A 17,658-nucleotide genomic window follows, 5' to 3' on the forward strand; every position below is an offset into this window, starting at 1 on the left:
CGGAGTGCGCTGTGGACGCGCTCCCGGATCGGACGGGCATCGGTCAAGACGGCCGCGGCGGTGGGGGCCGCCTCTCTCAGCCTGTTCGGCGGCGTCACCGCCGCGAACGCCGCCCCCGGTGACCTGTCGAACGCCTCGGGCACGTTCGTGGGCGGGTCGATTCTCAGCCTCGTCGATCTCGACGACCTGGCGCAGATCCAGGGCGCGGTCGCCACCAACGCCGGGTCCGTCCCGACGGTAACCGACCAGAACACGCTCGACCTCACGGCCCTCGGCGTGATCAACGTCACCGTGCCCGGCGGCATCCAGGTTCCCATCGACTTCGGATCGCTCGGCGTCGTCGGCCAGTACGCGAGCGCGGATCCCGATGGCTCGTCGGTCGGGGCCTCGGGCGCCGTGGGCGACGGCGGGGTCATCGGCACCGGCGGCCCGGCGACCGGCCCGCTGAGTATCAGTCTGGGCGGCGCGGTCGATTCCCTCGCGGGATCCCTGGCCGCTGAGCTCGTCGACGAGATCGCCGCCGTGGACCTGACCCTGGGCGCCGTGTCGGCGAGGGCGTCGCAGGACGCTCCCGACGACGCGACGAGCAGCTACACGATCGCGGGCGGTCAGCTCGTCGTCGAAAGCGCGACGCTGTCGACGTTGACCGCGGAGCTGAACACCGCGGTGGCAGGCCTCCAGAACTCGCTCGACGGGGTGGACGGTCTGGTCGACACCGCTGTGGGCAGCGCCCTCGGACTCCTCGGCGTGCAGGCGAACCTGCAGGTGGGCACGACCAGCCTGACCGACGCGATCAGCGGTCTCCTGACCGGCCAGATCACCTCGGAGGACTACCCCGGCGTGGTGATCGACCTGGGGACGGGCGAGATCACGGTCGACCTCGACGAGATCGCCGGTCTCAACGGCCTCCCCGCGGGGACGGAACTGCTCGGATCGCAGACACTGCCCGACATCCAGGCCGCCGTCGTCGACGCCGTCAGCGGCCTCACCGACCGGATCGACACGGCCGTCCTGAACGCCGTGCGCGGTCTCTCGGTCCTCGGCGGGGTCGTCATCCCGCCGACCCTGATCACCCCGCAGATCCCGGTCCTCAGCGTGAACACCACCATCGGGCAGCTGCTCGACGGGAACACCTCCGGGATCCAGGTGCTGGGCGGAATCACCCTTCCGGTCAGCCTCGGTGTCGTGGCGGGCGCGATCCTCGCTCCGGTGCAAACCGTGATCGGGAACGTCGGCGCTGCGGTCGACACGACCGTCACCCCGGTGACGACGCTGCTCTCGCCCGCGCTGGGCGCCGTGCTTCCCGCCGTCGCGAGCGTGACCGTCAACAACCAGTCGACGACTGCCGACGGTGTCTTTTCGATCACCGGGGCCATCGTGACGGTCCTGCCGGGGTCGGCGGCCACGACGATCGAACTGGCGAACGCCACCGTCGGACCGAACGCGCTCGATGAGAACGCCGACGTGACGATCACCGCTCCCGAGAGCGGCGACGAGTTCGTCGTTCCCGGAGCCGACGACGTCTCGGACGTGACCGTCTCCGGTACCGGCGAGCCCGAGGCCGTGATCACGGTCTCGATCCCCGGTCAGGAGGATCAGGACGCCACGGTCACCCCCGAGGGCACCTGGACGGTCACGTTCCCCGACCTCCCGGTCGGCGACTACACGGCCACCGCGACTCAGGATGCGGACGGCACCACCGCGGCCGTCGACTTCTCGGTCATCGAGGCCCCGGACGTGGTCATCACCGCTCCGACCCCCGACCAGATCATCGTCGTCCCCGGGGCCGACGACACCTCGGACGTGATCGTCACCGGAACCGGCTACGCGGGTTCGGATGTCGACGTCGAGGTCGGCGGCTCCCCCCAGACGGTCACCGTGACCGCGGAGGGAACCTGGACGGCGACGTTCCCGGGCCTGCCCATCGGCGATTACTCGGTGACCGCGACGCAGGAGTTCGACGGGTCTATCGACACGGTCGACTTCTCGATCGCCGAGACGCCCGATGTCGTGATCGAGGAGCCCGCTGACGGAACAGAGATCGCGGTCGGCTCTGCTGAGGGTGTCACCACGGTGACCGTCTCGGGAACGGCTTCGCCGGGGGCGACCGTCACGGTCGAGCTCGACAACGGCGCCGTCGAGACGACGACCGCGGCCCCGGACGGTACCTGGAACGTGGTGTTCGACGGTCTGTCGATCGCCGACTACACGGCGACGGCGACTCAGGATGCCGACGACTCGGTCGACACCGTCGCGTTCAGCGTCGTGCTCGCCGAGGCCGTCGACATCACGGCACCCATCGCCGGCACGGAGTACGAGGTCGGAGAGCCGGATGCCACGCGCTCGGTGACCGTGACCGGTTCCGGCCAGGCCGGCGCCGAGATCGCCGTCTCGATCCCGACCCTGGGCGCGCAGACGACGACCGTCTCGGGACTCGGCCTCTGGTCGGTCTCGTTCGCGGAGGTTCCGGTGGGCGACTTCACGGTGACCGCGATCCAGGACATCGACGGCTCGGTCGACACGACGTCGTTCTCGGTGACCGCGGTCGCGGCTGACGCCGACGCGGACGCGGACGCGATGGATGCTGACGCGATGGATGCTGACGCGATGGATGCTGACGCGATGGATGCTGACGCCGTGGACGCTGATGCGATGGATGCTGACGCGGCGGACGCTGACGCGATGGACGCTGACGCTGACGCTGACGCTGACGCTGTGGACGCAGACGCCGACGCTGTGGACGCAGACGCCGACGCTGTGGACGCTGACGCCGTGGACGCCGATGCGACCGACTCTGACGCAACGGACACCGACGCGATGGATGCTGACGCGACGGACACCGACGCAGCCGATGCAGACGCCGTGGACGCTGACGCCGCGGACGCCGACGCTGTGGATGCTGACGCCGCGGACGCCGACGCCGTGGACGCCGACGCGACCGACGGCGACGTCACCACGCAGGCGCGTGCCGACGTGCTGCTCCCGCAGATCGTGCGCGGCACCGGGGTCAGCCAGACCGTGGTCGTCCAGGGCTTCCAGCCCGGCGAGACGGTCTCGGCGACGGTGAACTCGACTCCCTTCGAGCTCACTCCGGTGACCGCGGACGGCTCGGGTACGGCGCGCATGACCTTCGCGGTCGGCGCCGACTTCGAGCTCGGCGCACACCGGGTCGACGTGCGCGGTTCGGTCACGGGTGAACTCCCGACCGAGCGGGAGAACACCGCCTTCACCGTGACGGCGCAGCCCGCCGCCGCGGGCAACGGCGGGGGCTCCTCGCTCCCGGCCACCGGTCTGGACCTCAACGGTCCTCTCGCCGGCGGCCTGGCTGCGGCACTGATCCTCGCGGGTGCGACTCTGTGGACCCTGCGTCGACGGAGCGCCAGCGGAGAGCAGCGCTGACGATGACCACCACGGCGGAGGAGGCCCCCGAAGCGGGGGTGTCGGAGGGGCCTTCCTCCGCCCGGCGGTCGGGTGGGGTCATGGCGGCGGTCGCCGCCGCCATGACCCTCGCCATCGTCCTCGGCTACGCCTTCGTGGCGGTGTCGTTCACCATCCCCTCGAGCCCGACGCGTCCCGCCGTGTCGGCCGCCTTCGCCCCGTACTTCCAGCAACGGTGGAACGTGTTCGCCCCGAACATCATGAAGGTGAACCGCTCGCTCCAGATCCAGGTGCAGTGGCGGGAGAACGGCGAGCTCCAGCGCAGCGAATGGGTCGACGTCACCGACGCGGAGTTCTCCGCGGCGCGTGGCATCCCGACTCCCTCTCGCATCTCGAAGAACAGCTTCAACGCCGCTCAGACCTACCTGACGCGGTACCAGGCGCTCAGCGCCGACCAGAGGGATCGCGTGCGCGACACCTTCATCCGTCGCGTCAACGACGGCGCCTTCGCGCCGATGGACCCGTCGGCGTTGCTCGAGGAGCTCGACGATCTCGGGGGCAGTCGCGCCGCTCTGGTGAGCTACCTGCGGTACGACTACATGCTCGTGCGCTTCTCGTCCGCCTTCGGCAGTGCGTACGTCGACCACGATGTCGAGCGCGTCCGGTGGCGCATCGAGCACGATCGGCCGAACGACTTCCTCCACCGCTTCGACACGGAGCGCCAGACGGAACCCTCGTACACGACGTTCGGGTGGCGGCAACCTGCGGTCGCGCCATCGGATGAGGTGCAGGCCATCTACGACGAAGTCATCGAGAGGTACACGGGACGATGAACCGATCGGCATCCGTCGACGACGAGAGGACCATCGCGACGACCGGCTGGCGGGACCGCGTCACGCCTTCGACGCTGTGGCCGCGCCTGCAGCTCTGGCTGACCGGGCGCGAGCATTCGACGATCGGGTTCTCCGTCCTCCGCGTGCTCTTCGGCGTCGCGATGCTGATCGTCCTGGTGCCGAGCTACGCCGACCGCCACTACCTCTGGGGTGCGGGAGCCTGGTGGGTCGACCCCGAAGCCAACCGGCGTGGGTGGTGGGAACCGCTGAGGATGCTCTTCCCGAAAGACAACGCGGTGGTCTTCGACCTCTCGTTCCACGTGCTGCTGGCTCTCGCGATCCTGTTCGTCGTGGGATTCCAGACGCGGTGGGTGACCCCGGTCCTGCTCGTGTTCTGGGTGGGGCTCTCGACCAACAGCACGCTGCTCGGCAACGGCGGAGACACGCTCATGCGGATCGTGCTCTTCTTCGTCGTCTTCGCCGACCTGAGTCGGCACTTCTCGGTGGATGCGTGGATGCGCCGGCGCCGCGGCATCCGGCCCTCCCGTCTTTCCGGACGGATGCCGACCTGGGTGCCGCCGTGGCTGGCGATCTGGGCCCACAACACGGCGCTCATCCTCTGCGTGTTCCAGATCCTGCTCGTCTACGTCGTCTCGAGCGTGCTGAAGTTCCAGGGGGAGGAATGGCTGGACGGTACGGCGATCTACTACGCGCTGAGCATCGAGCAGTTCCACGTCCTGCCCGCCCTGAGCCAGCTCGCCTGGCAGTCGGCGCCCGTCGTGGCACTCGCGACCTGGGCCGCGCTCTGGGTGCAGATGCTGTTCCCGGTGCTCATCCTGTGGAAGCCGACGCGCTACGCGGCGGTGTTCGTCATCACCGGAATGCACCTGAGCATCGCGATCCTGCTGGGGCTGTGGCCGTTCTCGCTCGCGATGATCGCCCTCGACTTGCTCCTGGTCCGCGACGGGTCGTGGAACAGGCGGGGTTCGCGCCTCGGTTCGGTGCGGAGGGGTTTGCTCAGCCCCGCCACGTAGACTCGACCCCATGTGCGGAATCATCGGTTACGTGGGTCCTCGGCAGAGCCAGGACATCCTTCTGGCGGGTCTGTCGCGTCTGGAGTACCGGGGGTACGACTCCGCCGGCATCGCCGTGATCGACGGCGACGGCCAGCTCGACATGCGCAAGCGCGCGGGCAAGCTCGCCGTCCTGCGTGACGACCTCGAGTCCACGCCCATGCCCAACGGCACCACGGGCATCGGCCACACCCGCTGGGCCACGCACGGTGGCCCCACCGACGCCAACGCCCACCCCCACCTGGCCGACGACGACAAGCTCGCCGTCATCCACAACGGGATCATCGAGAACTTCGCCGAGCTCAAGAGCGAGCTCGTGGGTGACGGCTTCGCCTTCCGCAGCGAGACCGACACCGAGGTCGCGGCGGTTATGATCGGCCGCGAGTACGCACGGACGAAGGACCTCGTGCAGGCCTTCCGTTCGGTCGTCTCGCGCCTCGAGGGGGCCTACACGCTCCTCGCGATGCACGAGGACCACCCCGGTCTCGTCGTCGGTGCGCGTCGCAACTCGCCGCTCGTGATCGGTCTCGGCGAGGGCGAGAACTTCCTCGGCTCCGACGTCGCCGCCTTCGTCGAGCACACGCGCAACGCGCTCGCGATCGGCCAGGACGAGATCGTTGCGATCACCCCCGAGGGTGTCGAGGTGACCGATTTCTCGGGCGCTCCTGTCGAGGTCGAGGCCTTCGAGGTCACGTGGGACGCGTCGGCCGCCGAGAAGGGCGGCTGGTCGTCGTTCATGGCCAAGGAGGTCTCGGAGGAGCCCGAGGCCGTCGCCAACACCATCCGAGGCCGTATCCAAGAGGGCCGCGTCGAGATCCCCGAACTCGAGGGGATGGACGACTTCCTCGCCGACATCGATCGCATCCTCGTCATCGCGTGCGGCACCGCCGCTTACGCGGGCATGGTCGGCAAGTACGCCCTCGAGACCTGGACCCGTGTTCCCGTCGACGTCGAGCTGGCGCACGAGTTCCGCTACCGCAACCCCGTGCTCACCCCCCGCACGCTGGTCGTGTCGATCAGCCAGTCGGGCGAGACCATGGACACGCTCATGGCCGTCAAGTACGCGAGCTCGCGCGGTGCGAAGACGCTGTCGATCTGCAACACGCAGGGGGCGACGATTCCGCGCGAGTCCGACGCGATCGTCTACACCCACGCGGGTCCCGAGGTGGCCGTCGCCTCGACCAAGGCCTTCGTCGCGCAGATCACCGCCCTGTACCTGCTGGCCCTGCACGTGGGTCGCGTGCGCGGCGCGATCGACCCGATGGCCGCCGTCGAAGCCGTGACCGAGCTCGAGGCCGTCCCGGGCAAGATCGCTCGCGTGCTCGAGACCGAGCAGGCCCGCATCGAGCAGCTCGCGCACTGGATGGCCGACACCCGCTCGGTGCTGTTCCTCGGCCGCAACGTCGGCTACCCGATCGCCCTCGAGGGGGCGCTCAAGCTCAAGGAGCTGGCCTACATCCACGCCGAGGGCTTCGCCGCTGGAGAGCTCAAGCACGGCCCCATCGCGCTGATCGAGCCCGGCCAGCCCGTGTTCGTCGTCGTTCCGAGCCCCCGCGGCTCGGGCGAGATGCACAAGAAGGTCGTCTCGAACATCGAGGAGATCCGCGCCCGCGGCGCCCGCGTCATCGCGATCGCCGAAGAGGGCGATGTCGCCGTGCTGCCCGCCGCCGACGAGGTGCTGCGGATCCCGCTCGCGGCCCCCCTCTTCGAGCCGCTGCTGGCCGTCGTTCCGCTGCACATCTTCGCGATGGGCCTCGCCGAGGCGAAGGGTCTCGACGTCGACCAGCCGCGCAACCTCGCCAAGTCGGTGACGGTCGAGTAGACCTCGCGTCGAAAAGGGGCCGGATGCCGTGGCATCCGGCCCCTTCGTCGTCTCGGTGTCGGTGGGCACCGGCAGAATAGAGGGATGCCAGGAGGGGAGGGCGCATGATCGTCGGTATCGGCGTCGACCTCGTCGACGTGCCGCGGTTCGAGGAGCACCTGGAGCGGACGCCCCGGCTGCTCCCTCGTCTGTTCTCGGCATCGGAGCGCGTGCTGAAGCCCCGTTCCCTGGCTGCCCGGTACGCCGCGAAAGAGGCCTTGATCAAGGCGCTCGGCGGGTCGGACGGCGTGCACTGGATCGACATCGAGGTCACCTCTGAGGCGTCCGGACGCCCCGTCTTCTCGCTCAGCGGAGAGACCGCCGCGACGGTCGCCGCGCGGGGCATCACCGCCCTGCACCTGTCGATGTCGCACGATGCGGGCCTGGCGACGGCGTACGTCATCGCCGAGGCGCGTGTCGGCGCCGAGTCAGCGGCATCCCGAATCCCGCCCCTCCGAGAGGACCGCGCATGACGATGCAACCGGGAGTGCTGCGAGAAGCCGTCATCGACGTCGACGCGATCACCGAGAACGTGCGCCACCTGCGCGCCCTGACGGGGTCCGAGATCATCGCGGTGGTCAAGGCCGCCGGCTACGGGCACGGGGCGTATCGCGCCGCCGCCGCTGCTCTGCGCGGGGGAGCGACGCGCATCGGCGTGTCCGACATCGACGAGGCGTTGGCGCTGCGTCGCGCGGGCATCACGGCGCCCCTGTTCGCCTGGCTGCACGCGCCGGGGGCCTCTTTCGTCGAGGCCGTGCGCGAGGAGGTCGAACTGGGGATCTCCGACATCGACCAGCTTCTGCGCGCGGCCGACGCGGCCCACGGTGAGCGCCCCGCCGCCGTGCACCTGAAGATCGAGACGGGGCTGTCGCGCAACGGCATCGCCCCGGCGGACTGGCGCACGGTGTTCTCGGAGGCCGCGCGACTCGAACGCATCGGGCGGCTCCGGGTCGTCGGTCTGTTCTCGCACCTGTCGAACACGAGTGTCGACGACGATCGTGCCGCCCTCGCGCGGTTCGAGGAGGGCGTGGTGCTCGCGGCCTCGGTGGGGCTGAACCCCCCGCTGCGTCATCTCGCGGCCACGAACGCCGCCATCGCCCTCCCCGAGACCCGCCTGGGGTGCGTGCGCATCGGCATCGGCCTGTACGGCATCTCGCCCTTCGACGACCGCTCGTCCGCCGACCTGGGGCTGCGCCCCGCGATGACGCTGCGCGGCGCGGTCGCGGCGGTGCGGCGCGTGCCCGCGGGCACGGGCGTCTCGTACGGCTACGACCACCGCACGGAGCGCGAGACGACGCTCGCCCTGGTGCCGCTCGGCTACGCCGACGGCGTGCCCCGGCAGGCCTCGGGGCGCGGGCCGGTGTCGATCAACGGTCGCCGTTTCACGGTGGCGGGTCGGATCGCGATGGACCAGTTCGTCGTCGACGTGGGTGATCACCCGGTCGCGGTGGGCGACGAGGTGGTGCTCTTCGGCGATCCGACGCTGGGCGTCCCCGCCGCACGGGACTGGGCGGATGCCGCCGGCACCATCGATTACGAGATCGTCACGCGCGTGGGAGCGCGCGTGCCCCGACGGGAGGTCCGCGCGTGAGCGTTCCCGACAGTGTGCTGGGCGAGAGGATCGTCGAGGGCCCGGGCGACATGGAGGAGCTCGGACGGAGCATCGGCCGCGCTCTCGAGCCGGGTGACGTGATCGTGATGACCGGCCCCCTCGGCGCCGGAAAGACGACCCTGACCCGAGGTATCGGCGAGGGTCTCGGCATCCGGGGTCCCGTTCAGAGCCCCACCTTCGTGATCGCCCGCACTCACCCGTCCCTGGTCGGCGGGACGCCGCTGGTGCACGTGGACGCGTACCGGCTCGGAGCCGCCGTTGAGCTCGACGACCTCGATATCGACGTCGCGGGGTCGGCGGTGATCGTCGAGTGGGGTCGCGGTGTCGCCGAATACCTCGCCGACTCGTGGTGGGAGATCGAGATCGATCGTCAGGTCGGGGGCCGAGGCGTCGACAACGCGTGCGGCGAGATCGCGGTGCACACCGTCGAACTCGACGCCGATGCCCCGCGCCGGGTCACGATCTCGCGTCGCCCGTGAGGTTCGAGCGCCGCGCGATGGATGAGCGGGGGCGCCCGGATCCTCCGCGGGGAGCCGGAGCGCGGTCCGCCGCCCACACCTCGCGCAGGGCCCGGAGCGTCTCGACCGGCTGCTCGACGTGGGCGAAGTGCCCGCTGTCGTCGAGGACGCGATCGTCGTAATCGTTCATGAGGCGCCCCCATTCCCGAGCGTCGCGCTCGGCGACGAACACGTCGTGCGCGCCCCGCACCGATCGCACCGGACAGGTGATCCGACGCCAGACGCCGTCGTCGTGGCCGGTCGAGAGGTGCGCCGCGGCGAGGAAGGCCGACGGGCGGATCTCTTCGGCGAGGTCGTCGGTCACCGACCGACTCACACGCTCGGGGTGCCGGAACAGCGGTCGCGCAAGACGACGCAACGCGCCGGTACGACGCAGCAGGCGCAGCAACGGGCGGGCGAGGGGGCCGAGTCCGCGCAGCACCCGCATCGCGAGCACCATCCCCGCGAGCCAGGGCAGCCGGGCGGCGCTGCGGACGGGGTGCCGCGCGATGGCCCGCGCTCCCGCTCCGCTCGGTGACACGACCCCGACCGCGACGGTCGCGCGCGGGAAGCGGGCGGCGACGTCGAGAGCGATCACTCCGCCGAGGGAATGCCCGACCACGCGCCAACGCGGGTAGCCGAGCGCGCGAGCGGCCGCGGCGACCGCCACGGCGATCTCGGCCGGCTCCGGCACGGGCCCGGGCGTCTCGCCCCAGCCGGGCAGGTCGATCGCGACGATGTCCGACAGGGGGAGCCGGAGCCCGTCGGATGCCGCGATCAGGGCACCCCAGGTGCGCCACGACCCCGCGGCGCCGTGCACCAGGATCGTCGCCACGGGGCTGCCCGACCGGCGGCCGGCGTGCACCACCAGCGGCCCCACCCCGGTGGGGACCACGACGCGCCGCAGCGCGAGGTCGTCGGCATCCATGCCCTTTCTTCGGAGCGGAGGGCGCGGTCGGATGCCGTGGAGACGGGGCGGATACCCTGGAACCGTGATTCTCGGCATCGACACCTCGCTCGGCACCGCCGTCGCCGCGATCGCCCGCGACGGGGAAGTGCTCGCCGACGAGCAGAGCGGAAATCCCCTCGGCCACGCGGAGGTGATCGGCGATCTGCTGGTCCGCGCGACCGCCGGAGCGCCCGCCCCCACGCACGTCGCTATCGGCATGGGCCCCGGACCCTTCACCGGGCTGCGGGTGGGCATCGCCACGGCCCGCGTCTACGCCCTCGGGCGCGGGGTGCCGGTCGTGCCCGTGCCGAGCCACGACGGCGTCGCCCTCGGCGTCCTCCTCTCCGACGCGTTGACGGGCGGCGATACCGGTCGGTTCGCCGTCGTCACCGATGCACGCCGCAAGGAGTTCGCCTACAGCGTCTACGAGGGCATCGACGACGACGGTCTTCCCGTTCGGGTCTCCGGTGCGCAGCTGAGCCCCCGTGACGACCTCGACGCCCGGCTCGATGCGGCCGGTGCGCGTCGGTACGATGCCACGATCGTGTCGGCCGCGATGATCGCGCTCGCCGCGGCGCGAGCCCTCGACGCCGGCCGCACGCTCGCGAACTCGGAGCCCCTGTACCTGCGCAGCCCCGACGTCGTCGCCGCCCACGCGCCGAAGCGGGTGACCTGATGGCGACGCGGACCGCCACCGTCGCCGACCTCGACGGGATCATGGCGCTCGAGCACGCCTCGTTCCCGACCGACGCGTGGAGCCCGGCGATGATGCGCGAGGAGCTCGCGTCGCCGCACGGCTGGTACGTCGTCGCCGAAGAGGCAGGGCGGGTCCTCGGCTACGCGGGTCTGCGCGCTGTGCACGGGGCTCGGGATGCCGACATCCAGACCATCACGATCTCCAAGGCCGCGCGGGGTCGGGGGCGGGGCCGAGCCCTGCTGACCGCTCTGCTCGACGAGGCCGCGCGCCGCGGGGTCCACGACGTGTTCCTCGAGGTGCGCGCCGACAATTCCGTCGCACAGAAGCTGTACCTCTCGGAGGGGTTCGCCGAGGTGGGGCGTCGCCCCCGCTACTACCAACCCGACGACGTCGACGCGATCGTCATGCAGCTGAACCTGCGCGGCTGGGTCGCCCGGCGGGCGGAGCCGACGGCCCCCGCATCCGCCTCGACCGAGAGCTCTCCGCCCGTCGAGGGCGCGGAGGCGCAGTCCTCCCCGACCACCACCGGAAAGGGCTGGTGCTGATGAACGCGCCTCTCGTGCTCGGCATCGAGACCAGTTGCGACGAGACCGGTATCGGGATCGTGCGCGGTCGACAGCTGCTCAGCAACACGATCGCCTCGAGCATGGACGAGCACGCCCGCTACGGCGGGGTCGTGCCCGAGGTCGCCGCGCGCGCCCACCTCGAGGCTCTGCAGCCCTCGATCGACGCGGCCCTCGCCGAGGCCGGTGTGACCCTCGCGGATCTCGACGCCGTGGCGGTGACGAGCGGGCCGGGCCTGGCGGGTGCCCTGATGGTCGGCGTGGGGGCCGCCAAGGGGCTCGCGGTCGCCCTCGACAAGCCGCTGTACGCCGTCAACCACCTCGTCGGGCACATCGCCGCCGACATCCTCGACGCCGACGCGGGGGAGCTGGAGTACCCGACCGTCGCCCTGCTCGTCAGCGGCGGGCACACCTCGCTCCTGCTGGTGCGCGACCTGACGAGCGACGTCGAGCTCCTCGGCGAGACGATGGACGACGCGGCCGGCGAGGCGTTCGACAAAGTCGCCCGCCTGCTCAAGCTCCCGTACCCCGGTGGCCCCGAGATCGATCGTGCCGCGGCCGAGGGCGACCCGACGGCGATCCGCTTCCCGCGCGGCCTCTCCCGCGCCTCCGACATGGCATCCCACCGCTACGACTTCTCGTTCTCGGGGCTGAAGACAGCCGTGGCGCGCTGGGTCGAGCAGCACGAGGCCGCGGGGGAGCCCGTTCCGGTCGCCGATGTCGCCGCGTCGTTCCGCGAGGCCGTCGTCGATGTGCTCGTGACGAAGGCCCTCGACGCGTGCGCGCGGCACGGCGTGCCGCGTCTGCTGCTCGGCGGTGGCGTGATCGCCAACAAGCGCCTGCGCGATGTCGCTCTCGAGCGTGCGGCGGCCGCCGGGGTCGCCGTGCGCATCCCGCCGCTGCGGCTGTGCACCGACAACGGCGCGATGATCGCTGCGCTCGCGGCGGAGCTCATCTCGTCGGGCCGTCGCCCCTCGACCCTCGCCTTCGGGGCCGATTCGACGCTCCCCGTCACCGAGATCCAGGTGGCGGAGGATCCGGATGCCGAGACCCCGGCGCCGCGCGCGGGAGCCACCCCGTGACCGAGGTGCCACCGCCCACGCGTCGGGCCCGCAAGGAGGACGTCGCCCCCGCGGTCGAGCTGCCTCCCGTGCCACCTCTGCCCGCCGACGTCCGGGCGGCGGGTTCCGAGATGACGACCCCCGACGCGGGTGACGATGACGACGGTCGCCTGCCGACCGCTCAACTCGAGATGGCCGCGTTCGGCGATCATCTGATCCCGTACGCGCCGCCCGTTCCGCCGAAGCCGCCGTCCGTCGCGCCCTGGGCCCTGGGGGTGGCGATCATCGCCCTCGCGGCGGCGCTGTTCACCGGGTGGCTGGTGCCGATCGGTGTCGTCGGGGCGATCCTCGCGAGCGTCTCCCTCCGCCGGGCGCACGACAGCCGACGGGTCGCCGTCTGGGCTCTCGCTCTCGCGGTGGTGTCGATCGCGTTCAGCGTCGGATGGTTGATCTGGGGTTTCTCGCAGCTCTCGGTCGGGTGACCCGGGTCGTCAGACGCGGTCGGCCAGGAGGGCGAGCCGCTTCGACCCCACGCGCGTGAGGATGAGCGTGGCGGACGCGTCCCCGCGAAGCGCGAGCTTCTTGCGGAGCACCGCCGGATCCACATCGACACCGCGCTTCTTGATCTCCAGCGTGCCGATGCCCCGGGTGCGGAGGGCCTGAGCGAGTTTCTTCGGGTCGGACGGCAGCTGCTCGCGCACGCGGAACGACGACACGAACGGGCTCGTCAACGCCGCGTCGGAGGTCAGGTACGCGATGCCGGGCGCGAGCATGCCGGCATCCAGGGCTCGTCCGACCTCGCCGATGAGCCGTGCGCGGATGACGGCGCCGTCGGGCTCGTGGACGAACGCGCCGAGTTCGCGGTCCGCGACATCGGCGCTGTCGGCCGGGGCGGTGAGCTCCCAGGCGTCTGCGCCCCGCACCACGAGTGCGGCGCGTCGCACGCCCGCACGGGCGAGGGATCCGGCCCAGAGGACGAGTTCGATGGTCGAGCCGTCGGCGCTGATCCACTGCGCCTCGACGTCGTCGGGGATCTGCGTGCGGTCGAATCCCGGCCCGAGCTTCACCCCACCCGGCTTCGTCTTCAGCAGCTCGAAGACCCACTCGAGAGACGGCGACCACTCGGCGGACGACACCTGTCGCGTCTCGGCGTGCCCCGCGGTGCGGCGCGCGGGATCGAGCCAGACGGCATCCGTCCCGCTCAGGTCGACGTCCTCGGCCCGCGCGTGCTGCACCGTGGCCGCGTCGCCGAAGGGGGCGAGGTTGTAGGCGGCGATCGCGGCGGTCACCTCGTCGGCGTCGACGGCGTGCACCCGGACGCCGAGACCCGCCATCCCGAGGGCGTCCCCGCCGATCCCGCAGCCGAGGTCGGTCACGCGGTCGATCCCCGCGGCGCGAAAGCGACCCGCGTGTCGGGCGGCGATGGACAGGCGCGTGGCCTGTTCGAGGCCGGCCTTCGTGAAGAGCATCCGCTCGGCGAAGGGGCCGAACTTCGCGGCCGCACGGACGCGGAGGCGCGCTTGCCCGACGACGGCCGAGACGAGATCGGGGGAGTGCCCGGCGGCTCGCAGGCGCGACACGGCTCGGGCGACCTCGTCGGTCGAGTCGAGGGCGCCCACCTCGTCGAGGAGGCGCAGGCCCTCGGGTGTGAGCAGGGCGGTCAGCTCGGTGGTGTCCACCGATTCAGCCTAGGCGCGGGTCGTTGCTGGCACTCGCGTTGCGTGAGTGCCAGCGCTTCTCTACACTCGAATTAGCACTCTCCCCGCGTGAGTGCTGACAAGTCTTCTGTAACGAGAAAGAAGAGGTAGACCGTGTCGGTTTCCATCAAGCCGCTCGAGGACCGCATCGTCATCAAGCAGGTCGAGGCTGAGCAGACCACTGCGAGTGGTCTCGTCATCCCCGACACCGCCAAGGAGAAGCCGCAGGAGGGCGAAGTCGTCGCCGTCGGCCCCGGCCGCATCGACGACAACGGCAACCGTGTCCCCCTCGACGTCGCCGTCGGCGACCGCGTGCTCTACAGCAAGTACGGCGGCACCGAGGTCAAGTTCGGCGCCGAGGAGTACCTCGTGCTCTCGGCTCGCGACGTCCTGGCGGTCGTCGTCCGCTGATCGAGTGAGATCGTTCGAAGGCCCCGGATGCCACGGCATCCGGGGCCTTCGTCGTCCCCGGCGCTCATCGGCTCCCTCTGGCAGGAAAGGCGCGATGGTCGGCGGCCCGACGCGCGAGCGGAGCCCTAGGCTGGATCGGTGACCTCCGCTCCCTCCGCTCCGACCGGTGGGAGCACCCGCGGTGCGCTGTACGCCCTCGGCGCCTACCTGTTGTGGGGCGTCCTGCCGATCTACTTCCTGCAGCTCAAGCCCACCGGCCCGTTCGAGGTCGTGGCCTGGCGGATCATCCTCGCGTTCGTCTTCTGCCTGCTGCTGTTGACGGTGCTGCGCATGTGGCGGCCGTTCCTCGCGATCGTGCGCCAGCCGCGTCTGATGGGGCTCACCGCGGTGGCCGGCGTGCTCATCTACGTGAACTGGCAGACCTATCTGTTCGGCGCGCTGACCGATCGGGTCATCGAGACGAGCCTGGGCTACTTCATCAACCCGATCGTGACCGTGCTGCTCGGAGTCATCGTGCTGCGCGAGCGGCTTCGCCTCGTGCCGTGGATCGCCATCGGCCTCGCCGTCGTCGCGGTCGCGGTGATCGTCATCGGCTACGGCGCGTTCCCCTGGATCGCGCTGACCCTCGCCTTCTCGTTCGGCTTCTACGGTCTCGTGAAGAAGCAGATCGGGCCGGCGGTGGATGCCGTCAGCGGGCTCACCCTCGAATCGCTCTGGCTCCTGCCGGTCGCCGCCATCCAATTGGTGTTCGTCGCGAACCTCACGGGGATCACCCTGGGCACGGCGGGAACGCTGCACACGGTTCTCCTCCTCTCGGCGGGGGCCGTCACGGCCGTCCCCCTGCTGCTGTTCGCCTCGGGTGCGCGACGCGTGCCTCTCACCGTCATCGGCCTGCTGCAGTTCGTCGCGCCGATCATCCAGTTCGCGATCGGGGTGTGGGTGCTGCACGAGCCCATGACGGTGGAGCGCTGGGTCGGTTTCGCCCTCGTCTGGGCGGCTCTCGCGATCCTCAGCGTCGACTCCGTCGTCGCTTCGCGTCGTCATCGGCGGGCTCCGGTCGATGTCGTCGAGCCCGTGTGACGCCTTTTCCTTCGTTTCTCGGCCCGCAATTGCCGCGCGAAAGTAACGATTAGGTCGCGTAATCGACCGTTAACACATTGCAACATCACGGCTACAAGTGCGCCATTAGGTTTGTCACAATCCGAGCGGGTTATCCGCGCGGTTCCACCTCACCAAGGAGCACCCATATGAGTGTCCTCTCCCGTTCGCGTGCGGCGAAGATCATCGGCGGCTTCGCCGTGGTCGGCGTCACCGCGCTCGTCCTCGCCGGTTGTACCGGCACCAGCACTCCGTCCGACTCCGGCAACGCCGCCGGTGGGGGCGACTTCCCGATCGACTGCAACGCCGCCGAACCCGCCTCGTACACGCCCGAGTACTCGTCGACCTCGACCGGCCCCGCCAAGGACCTCACGTACAACATCGGTACGGCCCTGCCCGTCACGGGTAACCTCGCCTTCCTCGGCCCGCCCGAGATCGCGGGCACCGAGCTCGCGGCATCCGACATCAACGCCGCCAATAAGGGCGTCAACATCAACCTCATCCAGGGCGACTCGGGTGACACCGACAACAAGGCCTACGAGACCGAGATCCCGCGCCTGCTCGGCGCCGGTGCCACGGCCATCGTGGGTGCGGCGTCGTCGGGCACCTCGCTGCAGTTCATCGACCAGGTCATCGCGGCCAACGCCGTTCAGATCTCGCCGGCCAACACCTCGGCGGCCTTCACGGGCTACAACGACAAGGGCCTGTACTGGCGGACTGCTCCCTCGGACGTGCTCCAGGGCGAGGTTCTCGGCAACCTGATCGCCTCCGAGGGCAACGAGACCCTCGGCATGATCGTGCTGAACGACTCGTACGGCACCGGCCTCGCGTGCTTCACCAAGAAGGCGTTCGAGGGCGCGGGCGGATCCGTCGTGGCCACCAGCCTCTACAACACCGGTGACACGAACTTCTCGGCGCAGATCGAGGACGTCCTGGCCCAGAAGCCCGACGCGATCGCCCTGATCACGTTCGACGAGGTCTCGACGATCATCCCCGACCTGACGGCCAGCTTCGCGAAGGACAAGCTGTTCTTCGTCGACGGCAACCTGAAGAACTTCGGCACGCAGTTCCCCAACGGCACCCTCACCGGTGCCAAGGGCACGTACCCCAGCGTCGACCCCGACTCGACGGCGACCTTCCGCAGCACGCTGGATTCGTTCTGGACGGGTAAGGGCAACGCCAAGCTCGAGGACTACACCTACGCCCCCGAGTCGTACGACTCGGTCGTCCTCCTCGCCCTCGCGGCGCTGAAGGCGGGCTCGGCGGCCGGTCCCGACGTGGCCGCGAACATGCAGGCGGTCTCGGGCGGTTCGGGCAACGGCACGAAGTGCACCAGCTACGCCCAGTGCGCCGACATCATCGTCGGCGGCGGCGAAGCCGACTACGACGGCGTCTCGGGCCCGATCACGTTCAACGACGTGGGCGACCCGACGCAGGCCACCATCGGTGTCTTCGAGTACGGCGACGACAACAACTACAGCTGGCTCCGCGCCGGTTGATCGGTTCCCTCTGAGAGGCCCCGGGACTTCGGTCCCGGGGCCTCTTGTCGTGCGCGCAGCGGCGCCGAGGGCCGTTCCCGGGCGTGGGTGGGGTCTGCAGCGGACCCGCGGGCGAGGGGCGGAACGGGGGCGGGACGTCGCGGCATCCGGAAAGGACCCGCGGACGAGGGACGCGCCCATCGGTAGGGCGTCGGGGCTTCCCGGATCGGTCACCGACGGGGGTCGTAGGACGCGGACGGCGCGATCCGGGTTCCGCGGGCTCGACGCCGGTGTCGAGTCGGACGGGCGGGGGAGGGATGCCGGAGCCCGAGGCCGCGACGGACGGACGAGCGCGCCGCTCTTCGGCGGGGCGGGTGGCCGGGTTCACCGCGCGACGGGCGGATGCGCGAGTCGGCTCGTCGACGGAAGCGGATGGCGGAGCCCGCGGCC

The 17,658-nt window shown here is 70.6% G+C and carries 16 protein-coding genes; 14 read left to right on the top strand and 2 right to left on the bottom strand.

Going from position 1 to position 17,658, the window contains the following annotated elements:
• Positions 1-60 precede the first annotated feature (60 nt).
• The 7 genes from BLS25_RS13790 to tsaE all read left to right on the top strand — a co-directional run bounded on the left by BLS25_RS13790 (position 61) and on the right by tsaE (position 9,236).
• Positions 61-3,399, top strand: a complete 3,339-nt coding sequence (locus BLS25_RS13790; protein ID WP_176786381.1) for a choice-of-anchor G family protein — start codon at positions 61-63, stop codon at positions 3,397-3,399.
• A 2-nt stretch (positions 3,400-3,401) separates the two neighbouring features.
• Positions 3,402-4,211, top strand: a complete 810-nt coding sequence (locus BLS25_RS13795) for a DUF5819 family protein (RefSeq protein WP_143017964.1) — start codon at positions 3,402-3,404, stop codon at positions 4,209-4,211.
• Positions 4,208-5,245, top strand: a complete 1,038-nt coding sequence (locus tag BLS25_RS13800) for an HTTM domain-containing protein (protein ID WP_074696491.1) — start codon at positions 4,208-4,210, stop codon at positions 5,243-5,245. The genes BLS25_RS13795 and BLS25_RS13800 overlap by 4 nt, the downstream gene beginning before the upstream one ends.
• A gap of 10 nt (positions 5,246-5,255) precedes the next feature.
• A complete protein-coding gene (glmS, locus tag BLS25_RS13805; protein ID WP_074696493.1) occupies positions 5,256-7,106 on the top strand; it encodes a glutamine--fructose-6-phosphate transaminase (isomerizing) in 1,851 nt (616 codons plus the stop codon).
• A 104-nt stretch (positions 7,107-7,210) separates the two neighbouring features.
• Entirely contained in the window at positions 7,211-7,618 is a 408-nt protein-coding gene (locus BLS25_RS13810) for a holo-ACP synthase (RefSeq protein ID WP_074696495.1), read from the top strand.
• Entirely contained in the window at positions 7,615-8,736 is a 1,122-nt protein-coding gene (gene alr, locus BLS25_RS13815; protein ID WP_056226448.1) for an alanine racemase, read from the top strand. The genes BLS25_RS13810 and alr overlap by 4 nt, the downstream gene beginning before the upstream one ends.
• Complete coding sequence (tsaE, locus tag BLS25_RS13820) at positions 8,733-9,236, top strand: tRNA (adenosine(37)-N6)-threonylcarbamoyltransferase complex ATPase subunit type 1 TsaE (protein ID WP_371129342.1); 504 nt, start codon at positions 8,733-8,735, stop codon at positions 9,234-9,236. The genes alr and tsaE overlap by 4 nt, the downstream gene beginning before the upstream one ends.
• Here the strand turns inward: tsaE and BLS25_RS13825 are convergent.
• The gene (locus BLS25_RS13825; protein ID WP_081349857.1) at positions 9,214-10,182 is read right to left on the bottom strand and encodes an alpha/beta fold hydrolase; all 969 of its coding nucleotides are present in this window, start codon (positions 10,180-10,182) and stop codon (positions 9,214-9,216) included. The two genes, tsaE and BLS25_RS13825, sit on opposite strands and share 23 nt — an antisense overlap.
• A 64-nt stretch (positions 10,183-10,246) precedes the next feature.
• Between BLS25_RS13825 and tsaB the strand changes: the two genes are divergently transcribed.
• From tsaB to BLS25_RS13845, 4 genes are read left to right on the top strand one after another with little or no spacing between them, the layout of a single operon-like run.
• Positions 10,247-10,879 (top strand): tRNA (adenosine(37)-N6)-threonylcarbamoyltransferase complex dimerization subunit type 1 TsaB, encoded by a 633-nt coding sequence (gene tsaB / locus BLS25_RS13830; RefSeq protein WP_074696497.1) that lies wholly within the window; start codon positions 10,247-10,249, stop codon positions 10,877-10,879.
• Positions 10,879-11,445, top strand: a complete 567-nt coding sequence (gene rimI / locus BLS25_RS17210; protein WP_074696499.1) for a ribosomal protein S18-alanine N-acetyltransferase — start codon at positions 10,879-10,881, stop codon at positions 11,443-11,445. The genes tsaB and rimI overlap by 1 nt, the downstream gene beginning before the upstream one ends.
• A complete protein-coding gene (gene tsaD / locus BLS25_RS13840) occupies positions 11,445-12,545 on the top strand; it encodes a tRNA (adenosine(37)-N6)-threonylcarbamoyltransferase complex transferase subunit TsaD (protein WP_056228327.1) in 1,101 nt (366 codons plus the stop codon). The genes rimI and tsaD overlap by 1 nt, the downstream gene beginning before the upstream one ends.
• On the top strand, positions 12,542-13,006 hold the full coding sequence (locus BLS25_RS13845) for a hypothetical protein (RefSeq protein WP_074696501.1): 465 nt from the start codon (positions 12,542-12,544) through the stop codon (positions 13,004-13,006). Before tsaD ends, BLS25_RS13845 begins: the two co-directional genes overlap by 4 nt.
• A gap of 9 nt (positions 13,007-13,015) precedes the next feature.
• On the opposite strand, the gene BLS25_RS13850 is transcribed toward BLS25_RS13845, so the two are convergent.
• Positions 13,016-14,203 carry a THUMP-like domain-containing protein gene (locus tag BLS25_RS13850; protein WP_074696503.1) on the bottom strand — a complete coding sequence of 396 codons (1,188 nt, stop codon included), beginning with the start codon at positions 14,201-14,203 and terminating at the stop codon, positions 13,016-13,018.
• Positions 14,204-14,335: 132 nt separating this feature from the next.
• Here BLS25_RS13850 and groES point away from each other — a divergent pair, with 132 nt between their 5' ends.
• From groES to BLS25_RS13865, 3 genes are all read left to right on the top strand, one after another.
• Complete coding sequence (groES, locus tag BLS25_RS13855) at positions 14,336-14,632, top strand: co-chaperone GroES (RefSeq protein ID WP_013583903.1); 297 nt, start codon at positions 14,336-14,338, stop codon at positions 14,630-14,632.
• Between the two features lie 138 nt (positions 14,633-14,770).
• On the top strand, positions 14,771-15,712 hold the full coding sequence (gene rarD, locus BLS25_RS13860; RefSeq protein ID WP_056226459.1) for an EamA family transporter RarD: 942 nt from the start codon (positions 14,771-14,773) through the stop codon (positions 15,710-15,712).
• 167 nt (positions 15,713-15,879) lie between these two features.
• On the top strand, positions 15,880-17,229 hold the full coding sequence (locus BLS25_RS13865) for an ABC transporter substrate-binding protein (protein WP_056226462.1): 1,350 nt from the start codon (positions 15,880-15,882) through the stop codon (positions 17,227-17,229).
• Positions 17,230-17,658 lie beyond the last annotated feature (429 nt).

The sequence above is a fragment of the Microbacterium testaceum StLB037 genome, assembly GCF_900104345.1.
Classification (GTDB): domain Bacteria; phylum Actinomycetota; class Actinomycetes; order Actinomycetales; family Microbacteriaceae; genus Microbacterium; species Microbacterium testaceum_A.